Origin of the sequence: Micromonospora sp. D75 (assembly GCF_018070405.1) — a bacterium.
Lineage (GTDB): Bacteria > Actinomycetota > Actinomycetes > Mycobacteriales > Micromonosporaceae > Micromonospora > Micromonospora chalcea.
The window spans coordinates 1-15,172 of record NZ_JAGPXV010000066.1; the positions used below are offsets into that span (position 1 = coordinate 1).

General features: G+C 73.6%; 13 protein-coding genes and 1 pseudogene. 4 read left to right on the forward strand and 10 right to left on the reverse strand.

All coding sequences use genetic code 11. The features are described from left to right. A pseudogene (locus tag KBX39_RS06645) lies at positions 1–75 on the forward strand (MBL fold metallo-hydrolase); the annotation flags it as partial. 45 nt (positions 76–120) lie between these two features. Here the strand turns inward: KBX39_RS06645 and KBX39_RS06650 are convergent. Together KBX39_RS06650 and KBX39_RS06655 are read right to left on the reverse strand one after the other, a co-directional pair. Next, positions 121–729, reverse strand: coding sequence for a DedA family protein (locus KBX39_RS06650; protein ID WP_210869594.1), 609 nt, complete (start codon positions 727–729; stop codon positions 121–123). 89 nt (positions 730–818) lie between these two features. Further along, positions 819–1,493, reverse strand: coding sequence for a methyltransferase (locus KBX39_RS06655; RefSeq protein WP_043331125.1), 675 nt, complete (start codon positions 1,491–1,493; stop codon positions 819–821). A gap of 181 nt (positions 1,494–1,674) precedes the next feature. Here KBX39_RS06655 and KBX39_RS06660 point away from each other — a divergent pair, with 181 nt between their 5' ends. Next, positions 1,675–1,878 carry a cold-shock protein gene (locus KBX39_RS06660; RefSeq protein ID WP_013287480.1) on the forward strand — a complete coding sequence of 68 codons (204 nt, stop codon included), beginning with the start codon at positions 1,675–1,677 and terminating at the stop codon, positions 1,876–1,878. A 51-nt stretch (positions 1,879–1,929) separates the two neighbouring features. On the opposite strand, the gene KBX39_RS06665 is transcribed toward KBX39_RS06660, so the two are convergent. The 5 genes from KBX39_RS06665 to KBX39_RS06685 form a co-directional block, all read right to left on the reverse strand. Then, on the reverse strand, positions 1,930–3,204 hold the full coding sequence (locus KBX39_RS06665; protein ID WP_210869595.1) for an MFS transporter: 1,275 nt from the start codon (positions 3,202–3,204) through the stop codon (positions 1,930–1,932). Positions 3,205–3,256: 52 nt separating this feature from the next. Beyond that, positions 3,257–3,832 carry a helix-turn-helix transcriptional regulator gene (locus KBX39_RS06670; protein WP_210869607.1) on the reverse strand — a complete coding sequence of 192 codons (576 nt, stop codon included), beginning with the start codon at positions 3,830–3,832 and terminating at the stop codon, positions 3,257–3,259. Positions 3,833–3,929: 97 nt separating this feature from the next. Then, positions 3,930–4,838, reverse strand: coding sequence for a hypothetical protein (locus tag KBX39_RS06675; RefSeq protein WP_043329608.1), 909 nt, complete (start codon positions 4,836–4,838; stop codon positions 3,930–3,932). Between the two features lie 170 nt (positions 4,839–5,008). Next, positions 5,009–6,667, reverse strand: a complete 1,659-nt coding sequence (locus KBX39_RS06680) for a CocE/NonD family hydrolase (protein ID WP_210869609.1) — start codon at positions 6,665–6,667, stop codon at positions 5,009–5,011. Beyond that, on the reverse strand, positions 6,664–7,188 hold the full coding sequence (locus KBX39_RS06685) for a MarR family winged helix-turn-helix transcriptional regulator (RefSeq protein WP_064445294.1): 525 nt from the start codon (positions 7,186–7,188) through the stop codon (positions 6,664–6,666). The genes KBX39_RS06680 and KBX39_RS06685 overlap by 4 nt, the downstream gene beginning before the upstream one ends. Positions 7,189–7,321: 133 nt before the next feature. On the opposite strand from KBX39_RS06685, the gene KBX39_RS06690 reads away from it, so the two are divergent. After that, positions 7,322–9,457 (forward strand): efflux RND transporter permease subunit, encoded by a 2,136-nt coding sequence (locus KBX39_RS06690; RefSeq protein WP_210869597.1) that lies wholly within the window; start codon positions 7,322–7,324, stop codon positions 9,455–9,457. 79 nt (positions 9,458–9,536) lie between these two features. Here KBX39_RS06690 and KBX39_RS06695 read toward each other — a convergent pair whose 3' ends face one another. Beyond that, on the reverse strand, positions 9,537–10,409 hold the full coding sequence (locus tag KBX39_RS06695) for a lytic transglycosylase domain-containing protein (protein WP_043329600.1): 873 nt from the start codon (positions 10,407–10,409) through the stop codon (positions 9,537–9,539). A 32-nt stretch (positions 10,410–10,441) separates the two neighbouring features. After that, entirely contained in the window at positions 10,442–11,899 is a 1,458-nt protein-coding gene (locus KBX39_RS06700) for a DedA family protein (protein ID WP_210869599.1), read from the reverse strand. Between the two features lie 131 nt (positions 11,900–12,030). On the opposite strand from KBX39_RS06700, the gene typA reads away from it, so the two are divergent. Further along, positions 12,031–13,899, forward strand: coding sequence for a translational GTPase TypA (gene typA / locus KBX39_RS06705; RefSeq protein ID WP_210869602.1), 1,869 nt, complete (start codon positions 12,031–12,033; stop codon positions 13,897–13,899). Positions 13,900–14,429: 530 nt separating this feature from the next. Here typA and KBX39_RS06710 read toward each other — a convergent pair. Next, the gene (locus KBX39_RS06710) at positions 14,430–15,095 is read right to left on the reverse strand and encodes a class I SAM-dependent methyltransferase (RefSeq protein WP_210869604.1); all 666 of its coding nucleotides are present in this window, start codon (positions 15,093–15,095) and stop codon (positions 14,430–14,432) included. Positions 15,096–15,172: the final 77 nt, after the last annotated feature.

Sequence of the window (15,172 nt, forward strand, 5' to 3'; positions counted from 1 at the left end):
CCGGGCCACGGCAAGGACAGCACCATCGGCGCCGAGCGGCCCGCGCTGCCGCAGTGGCGCGCCCGCGGCTGGTGAACACGCCCGGTCCGGCCTCCCCCGTGGCGGCCGGGCCGGGCGCGGTCAGCCGGTGACCGCGCGCAGGCGGCGCCGGGTGGCGAGCAGCACCGGGCCGGCGAGCAGCAGCCCGACCGCCATGGTCAGCACCGTGGGGTTGAGCGCCGCGGGCAGCAGCCCGGTCAGCGCCCGCGCGGTCAGGCCCAGCGCCACGTAGAGCCCGGCCCAGGCGGTCGCCCCCGCCGCCGCGCAGGCCAGGAACCGCCGGTACGACATCCGCAGCCCGCCGGCGGCCAGCGGCAGCAGCGCGTTGAACACCGGCAGGAACGGCGCCACCAGCACGATCCGTCCGCCACCGCGGTGCAGCAGCGTCTCGGCGGCGGTCCACCGGGACTCGCCGATCCAGCCGCCGACCCGGCTGTCCCGCAGCTGCCCGCCCCAGCGCCGTCCGGCGAAGAAGCTCAGCGACCAGCCGGCCAGGCAGCCGGTGACCACCGCGGCGACGGTCAGGGCCCCGCCGGCCGGGCGACCGGCGCCGACCGCCGCGAGGACCGCCGCGTCGCCGGGCACCAGCACCCCGATCAGGGGTACGGCGTCGGCGAGCATCACGATGCCCAGCAGACCCATCAGGAGGGTGGTGGGCAGCTCACCGGCGGCGGCCACGAGATCGTTCATGAGCTGCACGCTATGGCCCGCCGGTCACCCGGCACATCGGGCATGATCCCCCAGTGGCCCCCGACACCCGACCCGGAGATCCCTGAGGGTCATCGGGGTCGCAGCACCTGCACCCGGCGTACCGGGGAGTCGACGGAGGGCTCGGTGGTCGGCACCGGGTAGCTGGCCACCAGCTCCAGCCCGCCCGGCGGCAGGTGACCCCGGTCCGGGTCGCCGACCAGCACCTCGACGCCGTGGTCGGCGCAGCGCCGCAGATAGGGCAGGACCCGCGCGGCCAGTCCGGCGTCGTAGAGCACGTCCCCGGCCACCAGCAGGTCGGCGCCCGCGACGCCGTCGAGCAGGTCGTCGCCGTCGGCCGCCACCCGGACCCGGTTGGCGCGGGCGTTCACAGTGACGGCCGCCACCGCGTACGGGTCGATGTCGTTGGCGACCACCTCGTCCGCCCCGGCGAGCGCGGCGGCGATGGCGACCAGCCCCGATCCGGCGGCCAGGTCGAGCACCCGCCGCCCGGCGGCCAGTTCGGGGTGGTCGAGCAGGTGCCGGGCCAGCGCCTGCCCGCCGGCCCAGACCGACGCCCAGTACGGCGGCGGCAGCGACCGACCGGCGGCGGCCTCCATCCGGGCCCACCACAGGATGGCGTCCTCGGCCAGGTGCAGGCGCACCTCGGGCACGAACGGCGTGTCGACCAGTCGCAGGCGGTCCGGGCCCGCGCCGGGCACCGCGATCTCCTGTTCCAGGTCGGCCAGAGCCGTCTGCGTGCTCATCGGGGCAAGCATGCCGCGCCGCGCCCGGCGCCGGGGTCATTTTCCCGGCGCGGCACGTATTCACGGGCGCGCCGCGCGCTTCCGGCAGCGGATTGCGGTCCGGACGGTTACTGTCGGGGTGGTACAGGGCGACCACCGGCCGCGGGGCCGGCGCTCGCCCGCATTGAACAGGGAGAGACGCATGGCAACCGGCACGGTCAAGTGGTTCAACTCGGAAAAGGGCTTCGGCTTCATCGAGCAGGACGGCGGAGGCCCGGACGTGTTCGTCCACTACTCGGCCATCCAGAGCAGTGGCTACCGCGAGCTGAACGAGGGTCAGAAGGTCGAGTTCGAGGTGACCCAGGGCCAGAAGGGCCCGCAGGCGGACAACGTCCGTCCGATGTAGTGACGTGCCGGTGGCGGCGGTCGGGGCTCCGACCGCCGCCGCAGCGCATCATCAGGACGGCGCGGCCGGCAGGTCGCGCCGTCTCCGTAGCGGCCCGGCCAGCAGGATCAGCGGGGTCAGCGCCAGCCACGCGGTCATCACCCGGATCGCGCCACCCGGCCCCCAGGCCGCGCCCAGCGCGCCGGCGAGCAGGGCGGCCAGCGGAATGGTGCCGTAGTTGAGCAGATGCATGCTCACCGTGACGCGGCCGAGCAGCCGGTGCGGGGTGTACGTCTGCCGGAAGCTGCCCTTGACCACGTTGCCGATCGCGACGCCCAGGCTCACGAGCACACCGCCGAGCACCAGCCACGCCGTGCGAGCGCCGGGTCCGGCGAGCGGGATGAGCAGCGCGGGCGGCCCGGTGAGAGCGCCGGCGACCAGCAGCGTCCGGGCGCTGCCGATCCGGCGGGCCAGGCGCGCGGCGAGCGCGGCGCCGATCACGCCGCCGAGGCTGGCGAGTCCGATCAGGAGGCCGACCAGGCCCGCCGGGAGTTCGGCCGAGCGCACCAGGAACACCACGAGCACCGCCTGGTAGCCGGTGAGCCCGATGTTGCTCGCCGCCCCGAAGACCGTCAGCACCCGCAGGTACGGGTCGCGGACGACGAACCGCAGTCCGGTGGCGACCTCGCGGCGCAGCGACGTCGTCCCGGCGTTCCGGTGCGGCCGGGCCTCGACCGCGCTGATCCGGCGCAGGCAGAGCGCGGACAGCAGGAAGGTGAGCGCGTCCAGCGCCACAGCGGTCACCGCGCCGACGAGCTGGGCGACGAGACCGGCCAGTCCCGGGCCGACGAGGTAGCTCGCGGTCTGGGTGGCGTGCAGCCGGGCGTTCGCCTCGGGCACCTGCTCGGGACGCAGCAGCGTGGGCAGGTAGACCTGGTCGGCGGTCTCGAAGAAGACCCGGGCCAGGCCGGCGCCGAGCGCCACGACCAGCAGGTGCCCGACGGTGAGCATCCCGGCCAGGGCGGCCACCGGCACGCTGGCGAACAACGCGGCGGCGGCGAGGTCGGCGGCGATCATCACCGGGCGACGGCGGACCCGGTCGACCCACGCCCCGACCGGCAGGCCGGCCAGCAGCCAGGGCAGCCACGCCGCGGCGGTGAGCACCGCCACCTGGAACGTGCTCGCGTCGAGCACCGCGACCGCGACCAGGGGCAGCGCCACTGCGGTCATGTTGCTGCCGACGGCGCTCACCGTGTGGCCGGTCCAGAGCAGCCGGAAGTCCCGGTGCCGGAACAGCCCGCCGCGCGGCGGGGCGGCCGGCCCGGACGTGCGCGCGGGGGCGGTCATGACGCGCGCCCCGGTAAGGCGTTCGCGGGCGGCGCCGGAACGCGGTGGGCGGTCACGGCCGGCCCGGGACGCCGTGGGCGAACACGAAGACCGGCTCGCGGCGCTGCCCGTCCTCGGGCGCCGGCCGGTCGGCCCACCGTGCGAACAACGCGATCACCTCGCGGCTGAGCTCGGCCAGCTCGTCCGGGGTCAGGTGCAGCCACTTGTCGGTGCTGAACGGCCCCTCTCCCCACGCGGCGTGCGCCTCGTCGGGGGCGGCGTGCCAGGCGCGGACCAGCTCGGCGTGCCGCTCCAGGTTGAGCGAGCTGGCCGCGTCGGCCACCACCCGGGCCGCCGGGTCGTCGTCGAAGTCGCTGTTGGACCAGCGCACCCCGCGATCGCGCAGCCGCCACCAGCGTTCCCGGCGGTCGCGTGCCAGCTCGGGCGCCTCGACCAGCAGGTCGGCGGCGGCCAGCACCTTGAGGTGGTGGCTCACGTTCGCCGGCGCCTGGTCGGTGCGGTCGGCGAGCATGCCGACGGTGCACGGGCCGTACACCTTGAGCACGTCCATGAGCCGGCGGCGCAGTGGGTGGGCGAGCGCGGCGAGCACCCGCGAGTCGGTGATCTGCCGGACGGTCCGCTGTTCCAGGCGCCCGAGTCTCACATCCGCAAGAGCTGTTGCGCAACAGCTCTTGCGGAATGCGTCGGCCGACGGCGCCGCGACCCGCGGTCGCGGCGCCGGACCGTCAGGCGATCAACCGCCGGGACAACTCGTCGGCCACGTCCCGGGCGATCTGCGGCGGGATGGCCTCGGCGATCTTCTCCGGCGGCAACCCGGCCAGCACACCGGAGACGATCTGCTGCTCGTCGGTGAAGTCCCGGCCGGACAACTCGTTCACCTGCGCGACCAGCGCCGGCCAGGCGCGCAGCATCGCCAGCATCTGCTGCAACGGCGAGTTGGGCATGGGCGGGTTGACCAGCCCGGTGGTGTTGGCCGGCGAGATCAGCCAGTTGCGCAGGTTCTGCAGGTCGGCCAGGACGTCGCCCACAGTGCGGTTCTTCGAGCCGGTGTCCTTGATGAGCCGGTCGGTCTGTTCCATGTCGTCCTCCGGTTTCGCGGTGGCGATCATTCCGATCGCGGTCAGATAGCGGCGGAACAGCGGGGTCAGGTCACGCCCCGCCTTTGTCGAGTCACGGAAGAAGCTGAAATGCGTGTGGTACAGGTGGCTGCTGTCGCCGCTGGTGCGCCGTCCCAGCCGGTCCCAGCGGCGCACGGTCCGCCCGTCCGGGGAGTAGATGATCTCCCGGATGTCCCGGGTGTCGGCCGCGTTCGCCACGCACTGCGCCACCATCCAGGTGGAGAACGTCCGCAGGTTGTGCGTACCGCCGCCGGAGCGGACGGAGAACGTGCCGACGTCCAACGCGGACGCGTACAGGGTCAGGCCGGACCGGTCCCGGGTGGACTCCACCACCGAGTAGTCGTTCGTCACGACCCGGTCGGATCCGCAGTGGTAGCCGCCCCGGTGGTTGGGGTCGCCGACGATGCCGACCTCCGCCGGCTCCAGGTCGTCGGCGCGTACGGCCTTCTTGTCGACGTTGAGATAGGTGAGCAACAGATTCCGGACGGCCAGCAGGTTCGCCGGGGCCGACGTCATGGCAGATCCCCTTCCGATCGATGACCGGCGAGGGCACGACAATCACACCGCGTGATGGCGTGCGATCCGCGGACGCGCCCCGCCGGATAACTGCACGGCACCGGGCACTTGCTCCGAGCTTAACCACGGTTAGGCAGAAGTGCCCAGCTCAGGGACGGTTTTTTGGACTATCAGCCCGCTGTGGACGGTGTCCGCGTGAGCGGCAGCTCCAACCCCGAGGGATGCTCACGATCGCTGAGAATCTCTCGCCAACCAGCACGAAGAGTCACGGCAGTGCCGAGTGGCTCACCGGTGCCGGGGTTGCGCGCGTACCGGGGGTGGGCGCCACCGGAGACCTGGACCCGCAGCCGGTGCCCGGGCGCGAAGCGGTACGCGGTCGGCCAGAGCGTCACCGGCACGGCGACCACACCGGACGGATCACGCGGGAACCGGCCCGGCTCGACCCGGACCAGCCCGTCGCAGACGTTCCAGGAGCGCCCCCGCCGGTCCACGTCGCACAGCCGCACGAACACGTCCAGGTACGACAGTTCGCTGCGCACGTGGATCTCGGCGCGTACCGGCCCGGCCACCTCGACCGGCTCCGGCAGCGGCCCACTGGTGTAGGTGAGCACGTCCGGCCGGGCCTCCACCGGCCGGTTGTCGACCGCGCCGGCCCGCTGGGCCACGAGCAGCGGCCCGCCCAGCGACGGGGTCGGGTCGGCCGGGTCGTACCAGAAGCGGTCGGGCGTGGTGCCGGGCTCCGGCGGCTCCGGGGCGAGCCCGCCGCCCGAGCGCAGGTGCCACCGCACGGGCGTGGCGGGCGGCGGCCAGTCCGGCAGGTCACGCCAGCCGCCGCCGGCGCCGCCGACGTGCACCCGCACCGGCGCGCGCTGCGGCGCGGGCCGCCCCGCCAGGTGCGTGTCGAGCCAGTCCAGCCCTTCGCGCAGCGACGCCAGGAGCAGCCCCGGGCTGCCGTGGGTCCAGGGGCCGACGACCAGGCGGGGTCGCGCTCCGGCGGCCCGCAGGCGGGCGTAGTCGTCGAGCTGGGCCGGCAGGAAGATGTCCTGCCAGCCGCTGACCATGGCGACCGGGGCGCGCACCTCGGTGATCCGTTCGCCGAAGACCCGGGTACGCCAGTAGTCGGCGTCGGGGGTGTGGTGGCGCAGCCACTCCTGGAAGAACGGCACCGTGACACCGGTGGCGACCCGGTCCGCCTCGGCCAGCGGCAGGTGCGCCAGGGCACGGACGAGGCGGGGCTGACCGCGCTTGAGTTCCCACTGCCGGGCCAGCCAGGGCACCGTCTGCGCCTGGAGCAGCTCGGCCCAGGTGAGCACCGTGTCCAGGGCGAACGACTCCCCCGCGTACGTGGAGTCGCGGGTGCCCGACGCGGTCACCACGGCGACCATCGCGCGCAGCTCGTCGCCCGCCTCGGCGGCGAGCGCCCACTGCACGAAGCCCTGGTAGCTGGCACCGAACATGCCGAACGCGCCGGTCCACCACCGCTGGCGGCGCAGCCAGTCCAGCGTGTCGAGGCCGTCGTCGCGCTCGTGCACCAGCGGCGCGAACTCGCCGCCCGAGCCGTACGTGCCGCGGCAGGACTGGATGACCACGTGGAAGCCCCGCTCGGCGATCAGGCGGCCGAGCAGGCGGATCGGCCCGCCCCGCCCGTACGGGGTGCGGATCAGCACGCAGTGCGCGCCGGGCAGGTCGGGTGCGTAGTGGTCGGCGCGCAGCGTCACCCCGTCGCGGACCCGGACCGGGATGTCCCGGGTGACGGTGACCCGCCCGGTGCGGGCGGCCGGTAGTCGCAGCGCCGCGGCGGCGGCCCGGGTGACCAGCCGCACGGTCAGTCGCCCTCGCCGGGGCCGGGTGCGGCGCCGCGGCGGGGCGCGGCGCGGATCTCGTCCCGGTGGGTACGCATGGAGCGCACCATCTCCGCCATGAATCGCTGCACCACGGCCAGCTCGTCGTCGGTGAAGCGGTCCATCACCTCGTCGGTGCGGCGCCCGAGCGGGCCGAAGAAGCTCTGCGCCAGCGTGGCGCCACGGTCGGCGTAGTGCAGGAGGATCTTGCGGCGGTCGGCGGTGTCCCGGTCACGGCGGATGTGACCGCCGCGTTCCAGGCGGTCGACGAGCGCTGTCACCGACCCGGAGGAGATGTTGAGCGCCTCACCGAGGCGGCCCGGGGTGATCGGGTCGCCGACCAGCTCGGCCTCCATCACCGCGATCAGCGCGTGCAGGTCGGTGGCGTTGAGCCCGTGCAGCCCGGCGAAGGCGTGCCCGATGTGCTGGGCGTCGACGGAGTAGCGCCGCAGGTCGTTGGTGATCTCGGCGATCATCCGCCCGCGCGGGTCGTCCCGTCGCCGGTACATCCTGTGCGCCACCGCTCGCCGACACCCCCTGCCCGAACTGATCCGGTTGCAGCATAGAACCACCCCGGATAATCTCGCCTATCAAGATACTCGTTCAGAGAGAATCCTCCGCGACCAATAGTGAGGGCATCCGATGTCACTGTTCTCCCGCGTCGTCCGGGGCCGGCTCGCCGCCTGGCTCACCCTGGCCGTCGCGCTCGTCGTCGGCGTAGTCGCCTTCGGGCTGCCGAAGCCGGACAATCCCGACCCGGTCTCCGGCACCGGCCTGTCCGTGGAATGGCAGTCGACGCAGGTCGAACGGCTGCAGGACCAGTTGCCCTCCAAGGACGCCCAGACCGCCCTGGTCGTGGTCAGCCGCGCCGACCAGGCTCCGCTGAGCGGCGCCGACCGGGGCCAGCTCGACGGCCTCGCCGGCCAGCTGAACTCACTCGCCGCCGGCGGCCGGGTCTCCCCCGCCCAGGTCTCCCCGGACGGGACCGTGGCGCTGGTCGCGGTGCCGCTGTCCACCGAGGGCGGCCCGTCGGCGGTGGTCGACGAGGTGGAGAAGCTCCGCGAGGCGGTCGGTGACCTGCCCGGCGAGCTGACCGTCGAGGTCACCGGCGGGCCCGCGTTCACCGCCGACCTGGGCAAGGTGTTCCAGGGCGCGGACACCACGCTGCTGCTGGTCACCGCCGCCGTGGTGGCGGTGCTGCTGCTGGTCACCTACCGCAGCCCGTTCCTGTGGCTCGTACCGCTGCTCGTGGTGGGCGCGACCGAGCAGATCACGCTGCGCGTGGTGGAGTCCCTCGTGCCCGCGTTCGGCATCTACCTGCCCAGCGGCCAGGTCACCGGCATCGCCAGCGTGCTGGTGTTCGGCGCCGCGACCAACTACGCCCTGCTGCTCATCGCCCGCTACCGGGAGGAGCTGCGCCGGGAGGAGGACCGGTTCGCCGCCATGCGCTCGGCGCTGCGCCGCACCGCCGAACCGATCCTGGCCAGCGGCAGCACCGTCGTCCTCGGCGTGCTCACGCTGCTGCTGTCCGAGCAGGAGACCAACCGGGCGCTCGCCATCGCCTGCGCCACCGGTGTGATCCTCGCCATGCTCTCCGCCCTGTTCGTGCTCCCCGCGGCCCTGCTGCTGTTCGGCCGGGGCCTGTTCTGGCCGTTCGTCCCCCGCGTCGGCAGCGCCGCGCGCGAGGGTCGGATCTGGGGCCGCCTGGGCGAGATGGTCATCCGCCGGCCGCTGCCGGTCGCCGCGCTCGCCGTCCTGCTGCTCGCCGGCCTGGCCCTCGGCGGCCTCGGCATCCGCACCGGCCTGTCCGAGACCGAGCAGTTCAGTGAGAAGCCGGAGGCGGTCGCCGGGGCGGAGACGCTCGCCCGGGCGTTCCCGGCCGGCAGCACCCAGCCGGTTGCGGTGCTCACCAACCCGCAGGCCGCCCCGGCGGTGCTCGCCGCCGCCTCCGACGTCGACGGGGTCGCCTCGGCCCGGCCGGGCGCCGCCGGAGACCGGGTCGCCCAGATCGACGTGGTGCTCACCGCCGAGCCCGGCAGCGCCGCCTCCGACCGGGCCGTGGTGGCGCTGCGCGACGCCGTGGCCGCCGTACCGGATTCCGCGCCGCCCGCCGTGGACGGCGCGGACGCCCCCGACGGCGCCCTGGTCGGTGGTTCGGTCGCCGCGACCTACGACTCGAACGAGGCGAACACCAAGGACCTCAAGCTGATCCTGCCGCTCATCCTGCTGCTGGTCGGTGCGGTTCTGGTGCTGCTGCTGCGCGGAATCCTGGCGCCGCTGCTGCTGGTGGTGACCGTGATCGCGTCGTTCTTCGCCAGCCTCGGCGCGGCCTGGCTGCTCTTCGACCACGTGCTGGACTTCCCGGCGCTGGACAGCGGGGTGCTGCTGCTCGCGTTCGTCTTCCTGGTGGCGCTCGGCGTCGACTACAACATCTTCCTGGTCACCCGGGCCCGGGAGGACGCCCGGCGCACCGGCACCCGCGACGGCATGCTGTCGGCGCTGCGGGTCACCGGCGGCGTCATCACCAGCGCGGGCGTGCTGCTCGCCGCGGTCTTCGCGGTGCTCGGCGTGCTGCCGCTGATCACGCTCACCCAGATCGGCATCATCGTCTGCATCGGTGTGCTGCTGGACACGCTGCTGGTCCGTACCGTGCTGGTGCCGTCGCTGGCGTTCCTGCTCGGCGACCGGTTCTGGTGGCCCGGCCGGATCACCCGGGACGCCGACGCGCCCGGCGACGCCGTCGACGCGCCGGCCGAGCCGGTGCCCGCGCGGGACTGACCTGGACGGACAGGGCGGGGCCGGCACGTTCGCCGGCCCCGCCCGTTCGTTTGTTCCGTTCGCTCGTTCGCTCGTTCGCTCAGAAGCTCAGGCACTCGCACTCGGTCATCAGCGCCCGCACGTTGCGCACGTACTGCGGGTTGGGGATGGTCAGCGGCTGGTCCTCCCGCGCCACCGCGCCGTGCCCGTAGTTGTACGCCGCGATCACGGCGTTGAGCAGGCAGGAGTTCAACGTGGACGTGCACAGCGAGGCGTCGAGGCGGTAGTCGGACTCGAAGTACATGTCGCCGATGTACTTGGTCAGCCAGGCCAGGTACGTGCCGCCCAGGTAGGCGTTGTCGCGGTAGGCGTCGATGTCGTACGACTGCCCGAACCGCTGGTTCATCCACTCCGCCGTGGCCGGCATGACCTGCATCAGCCCGACCCCGCCATCGCAGGCGATGATGTTGGACTGCCACCCGCTCTCCTGCCAGGCGGTGGCCTTCATCAGGGCCGACGGGATGCGGATGTCCGGCGCCGAGGTGGGCCAGTAGGTGCGCGCCGCGGCATCGGCGAGCGCCGCTTTCACCTGGCTCTGGCTGGCCTTGGTGCCCCGGTAGCTCGGCTTACAGCCCTCGTCCGCCGGCTTCGGCGGGGCGGGAGGCACCTGGGTCTCGGTCGGCGGCTTCGGCTTGGCCAGCGGGGCCGTGGACGTGCGGGACGGCTTCGCGGCCGGTTTCGGTTTCGCCGACGCGCTCGGGCTGGGCCGCCCACCCATCGCCGCGACCGCCGGTGGCTCCTCGCTGGGCGCGTCGGCGGGCGCCTCCTGCGGTTCGTCCGCCGGCGCCGCCGTGGGCAGGTCCGCGGCGACCTCGCGGACCGGCCGTTCCTGTTCGCCGCACGCCGTCAGCGTGCCCGTCGCGAGCAGCGCCGCCACCGCCACCGCGGCCCACCTGCCGAATCCTCGCCGCATCCGACCTCCCCCGTCGTTGCCGTCGGCGCACCCTAACAAGGATCGGCAGGTCCGCGGGGTACCCGAGACGCCGACCGGCGCCGCCGGGGCCGGGGCGGCGCGTCCCGTGGGGCCGGGCCGCCGTCCGCCGGGTCCGGCCGCTCGGCGCCGTCCGCCAGCCGGTCCCGGGTCGCCCACGCCACCACGAACACGGTGGTCCAGGCGATGCCCAGCAGCACCGCCGTGACGGTGCCGCTCGCGGTGCTGAGTCCCAGGTAGAGCCGCGCGCCGGTGACCATGACCACGCCTGCCGACGCGGCCGTCCACACGGCCACGCCGACCGGCCAGCGCGCGCCGCGGGACAGCAGCCAGGCCAGCGTGCCGAAGCTCGCCGTCACCACCGCGTTCTGGGTCGGGAACAGGTCACCGGCCCGGTCCGGGCCACCCGGATCGGTCAGCTCCGCGACAACGACGAGCAACACCAGCGGCACCGCCGCGCCGACGGTGCCCAGCACCCCGAGCGGGTCGGTCCGCCACGGCCGGCCCCGCCCCGTCACCACGGCGGCCACCACGGCGACCGCGGCGATGAGCAGCCAGCCGCGCAGCCCCGACACCGCGGCCTGCGCCGCGTCGACCACCCCGGGGGTACGCCGGGCGGCGAACCAGTCGGAGACCAGCCCGTCGAGGACACCCAGCCCGCTGTGCCGGACCACCGCCTCCAGCAGCAGCGCCACGGCCAGCCCGGCGACGAACAGCAGCGCCAGCCCCAGCACCAGGTTGACCAGCAGGCTCCAGGCCGGGCCGACCCGCATCGCGACCAGGAAGAACAGCACGCCGTACCGGGACCGCAGCCAGCGCAGCGGCGGCAGCGCGGCGGCCCGGGCGGCCAGCGCGCGCACCGGGTCCGGGTTGCGCCCCAGCCAGCGGCCCGCCAGCACCACGCCGAGCAGGCACAGCAGCAGGGCCAGCACCGCCCCGGTGGCCTGGCCGAGCAGCTTCGACACCCGCTCGTACGACTCCCCGGCCAGGTAACCGGCCAGCACCGAGGCGCCGACCCAGCTCGCCACCCCGGCGAGGTTCCACGGCGCGAACCGCCGGTACGGCATTCCGGCCGACCCGGCCAGCCGGGGCGCCAGCGTACGGGCGAACGCGATCCAGCGGGCGGCCAGCACGCCGCGACCGCCCAGCCGGTCCAGCAGCGAGTCGGCCCGCCGCCACCGGTGCGCCCCGATCCGGGCGCCCACCCCCGAGGCGCGCAGCCGTGGGCCGTACCGCCGCCCGGCCCGCCACGCGAGTGTGTCTCCGATCACGGCGGCGGCGGTCATGGCCACCAGCACGGGCGCGAGGCGCAGCGTCCCCGCGTACGCTAGGAAGCCGACCAGAAGCAGGGTCGCCTCGCCGGGCATCAGCAGCCCGACGATCACCGCGGTCTCCGCCGCGACGATCGCCGCGGCGGCCAGGTAGATCAGCAGGGGCGGCAGCTCCTGCAGCCAGCTCAGCAGGTCAGGCATCGGACACCCCGCACGGGTGTCAGCATGCCAGTCGCTGGAACGGTCGGCACAGCACTTTCGACGCAGATCCGGGCGATCTCGGGGTGACCCCGAGGCGTGCCCGGGCTACCGCAGACAGGAGTATGGAGGGTATGCAGCTACGCACCGACCTCCGCAACGTCGCCATCATCGCCCACGTCGACCACGGCAAGACGACCCTGGTCGACGCCATGTTGCGGCAGGCCGGCGCCTACGGCGCCCGCGGTGAGAACACCGAGCGGGTCATGGACTCGATGGACCTCGAGCGCGAGAAGGGCATCACCATCCTCGCCAAGAACACCGGCGTGCGGTATCTGCCGGCGGACGGCTCGGAACCGGTCACCATCAACATCATCGACACCCCCGGTCACGCCGACTTCGGCGGCGAGGTCGAGCGCGGCCTGACCATGGTCGACGGTGTGGTGCTGCTGGTCGACGCCAGCGAGGGCCCCCTGCCGCAGACCCGGTTCGTGCTCCGCAAGGCGCTGCGCGCGCGGCTGCCGATCATCCTGGTGATCAACAAGGTGGACCGTCCGGACGCCCGGATCAAGGAGGTCGTCGACGACACGTACGAGCTGTTCCTCGACCTGGACGCCGACGAGGAGCAGATCGACTTCCCGATCGTCTACGCCTGCGCCCGCGACGGCATCGCCTCGCTGACCCAGCCCGCCGACGGCGCGGTCCCGGATGACAGCCACAACCTGGAGCCGCTGTTCCGCACCCTGCTGGACACCATCCCGGCCCCCGCGTACGACGAGGGCGCGCCGCTGCAGGCGCACGTCACCAACCTCGACGCCTCGCCGTTCCTGGGCCGGCTCGCGCTGTGCCGGGTCCGCCAGGGCACGATCAGCAAGGGCCAGACCGTGGCCTGGTGCCGCACCGACGGCAGCACCCAGCGGGTACGCATCTCCGAGCTGCTGATGACCGAGGGCCTGGAGCGCAAGCCGGCCGAGTCCGCCGGGCCGGGCGACATCATCGCCGTGGCCGGCATCCCGGAGATCATGATCGGTGAGACACTCGCCGACGCCGAGAACCCGGTGCCGCTGCCGCTGATCACCGTGGACGAGCCGGCCATCTCGATGACCATCGGCACCAACACCTCGCCGCTGGTCGGCCGGGTCAAGGGCGCCAAGGTCACCGCCCGGATGGTCAAGGACCGGCTCGACAAGGAGCTGATCGGCAACGTGTCGCTGCGGGTGCTGCCCACCGAGCGGCCGGACGCCTGGGAGGTGCAGGGCCGTGGTGAGCTGGCCCTGGCGATCCTGGTCGAGCAGATGCGCCGCGAGTCCTTCGAGCTCACCGTCGGCAAGCCGCAGGTCGTCACCCGGGAGATCGACGGGAAGACCTGCGAGCCGGTCGAGCGGCTGACCATCGACGCCCCGGAGGAGTACCTCGGCGCGATCACCCAGCTCCTGGCAACCCGCAAGGGCCGGATGGAGCAGCTGGTCAACCACGGCACCGGCTGGATCCGGATGGAGTGGCTGGTCCCGGCGCGCGGCCTGATCGGCTTCCGCACCGAGTTCCTCACCGAGACCCGCGGCACCGGCATCCTGCACCACGTCTTCGAGTCGTACGAGCCGTGGTTCGGCGAGCTGCGCACCCGCAACAACGGGTCGCTGGTCGCCGACCGGGCCGGCGCGGTCACCGCGTTCGCGATGACCAACCTCCAGGAACGCGGCCAGCTCTTCGTCGAGCCGGGCACCGAGGTGTACGAGGGCATGATCGTCGGCGAGAACTCCCGCTCCGACGACATGGACGTCAACATCACCAAGGAGAAGAAGCTCACCAACATGCGCTCGTCGACCGCCGACGAGACCGAGAAGCTGATCCCGCCGCGCAAGCTGTCCCTGGAGCAGGCGCTGGAGTTCTGCCGCGAGGACGAGTGCGTCGAGGTCACCCCGGCCGCGGTGCGCATCCGCAAGGTGGTGCTGGACCAGACCCAGCGCGGCCGGATGGCGGCCCGCCGCAAGCACGCAGGCTGACCCACCCCGCCCCACCCGGAGCCCGGCCCGCCCAGGCGGACCGGGCTCCCCCGTCTCTCCCCCTGCCCTGCCCTGCCCTGCCCGGTTGATCATGAGGTTGGCGGCGTTTTCGATCTCCATAACCGCCGCTAACCTCATGATCGACCGCCAAGCGCGAGATCTTGGTACGAAATGGCCCCTCCAGGGGCCGATTCCTACCAAGATCTACACGGATCTCGGGATATGACCTTCTAGATCCCGGATAGTGGGAGATTGGGCGGTCTCCGCGGACGGCATGGGAGCGGCCGTCGGATGACGTGGAACTGGCGGACTGAGCCAGCAGTGGACGTCCCGACGCAGGCCGGAACCGGTGGGCGGAGGAGAAGCGAGCGGGCCGACGCAGGCGGAAGCCGGCGGACGGGGGCAGGAGCGGGCGGGCGGATCCCGGAAGCGGGCGGACGAGTGGCCGACCACGGTGGAGGTCGGGCGACAGCGGTGGCGGCACGGACCCGGACGAACGCCCGTAACAGGACGATCGCGGGGACGAGGCGTCAGCGGGGCTTGGTGGCGGCGATCGCCAGGGCGTCGGGGACAGGACCGGAGCCGGACTCGACCACCCGGGTCACCACCAGACCGGCCGCGGTGACGGCGTTGAGCAGGTCGGCCAGGGGCAGGTGCCAGGCGCCGACACGCGCCCGCACCCCGACGACGTTCCACGACCGCAGCGTGTGCTCCGGTGAGGCGTACCCGCCGTCGATCACGATCCGCTCCGGCTCGGACCGGTCGGCGAACGCGCCCACGTAACACGGGTGCACCCCGACGTGCACCAGCCGGCCACCGGGCGCCAGCACCCGCGCCGCCTCCGCGAGCGCGGCCGGATAATCGGGCATGTCGGTGTGCGCGAGCACGCACACCGCGGCCGGCACCGCGCCGGTGGCCAGCGGCAGCGCTGTCGCGTCAGCCCGGGCCACCGGCAGCCGCGACCGGGCGTGGCGCAGTTGCCCGCCGGACAGGTCCACACCCACCGGCGTCCATCCGAGACGGCGCAGCTCGGCCGCGTGCGCGCCGGTGCCGCAGCACAAGTCCAGGCAGCGGCCCGGGCCCTCGCCCAGCAGGCCGGCCAGCACCGACCGGATCCGGTCCATGTAGACCGACGAGGTCTCGCTGGCGTACTCCTCGTACCAGTCGGCGATGTCGTCGTACAACGGGGTCGTCATCTCCGCACGCTAGCCCCGCACCGGGCCCGCCGCTGCCCCGCAGATCGGCTACGGTGCCCCCATGACCTGGGAGGAGC

Coding starts and splice junctions, on each gene's coding strand:
- typA (WP_210869602.1), top strand. CDS start 12,031: ATGCAGCTACGCACCGACCTCCGCAACGTCGCCATCATCGCCCACGTC.
- KBX39_RS06690 (WP_210869597.1), top strand. CDS start 7,322: ATGTCACTGTTCTCCCGCGTCGTCCGGGGCCGGCTCGCCGCCTGGCTC.
- KBX39_RS06675 (WP_043329608.1), bottom strand. CDS start 4,838: ATGACGTCGGCCCCGGCGAACCTGCTGGCCGTCCGGAATCTGTTGCTC.
- KBX39_RS06700 (WP_210869599.1), bottom strand. CDS start 11,899: ATGCCTGACCTGCTGAGCTGGCTGCAGGAGCTGCCGCCCCTGCTGATC.
- KBX39_RS06660 (WP_013287480.1), top strand. CDS start 1,675: ATGGCAACCGGCACGGTCAAGTGGTTCAACTCGGAAAAGGGCTTCGGC.
- KBX39_RS06665 (WP_210869595.1), bottom strand. CDS start 3,204: ATGACCGCCCCCGCGCGCACGTCCGGGCCGGCCGCCCCGCCGCGCGGC.
- KBX39_RS06710 (WP_210869604.1), bottom strand. CDS start 15,095: ATGACGACCCCGTTGTACGACGACATCGCCGACTGGTACGAGGAGTAC.
- KBX39_RS06655 (WP_043331125.1), bottom strand. CDS start 1,493: ATGAGCACGCAGACGGCTCTGGCCGACCTGGAACAGGAGATCGCGGTG.
- KBX39_RS06650 (WP_210869594.1), bottom strand. CDS start 729: ATGAACGATCTCGTGGCCGCCGCCGGTGAGCTGCCCACCACCCTCCTG.
- KBX39_RS06695 (WP_043329600.1), bottom strand. CDS start 10,409: ATGCGGCGAGGATTCGGCAGGTGGGCCGCGGTGGCGGTGGCGGCGCTG.
- KBX39_RS06685 (WP_064445294.1), bottom strand. CDS start 7,188: ATGTACCGGCGACGGGACGACCCGCGCGGGCGGATGATCGCCGAGATC.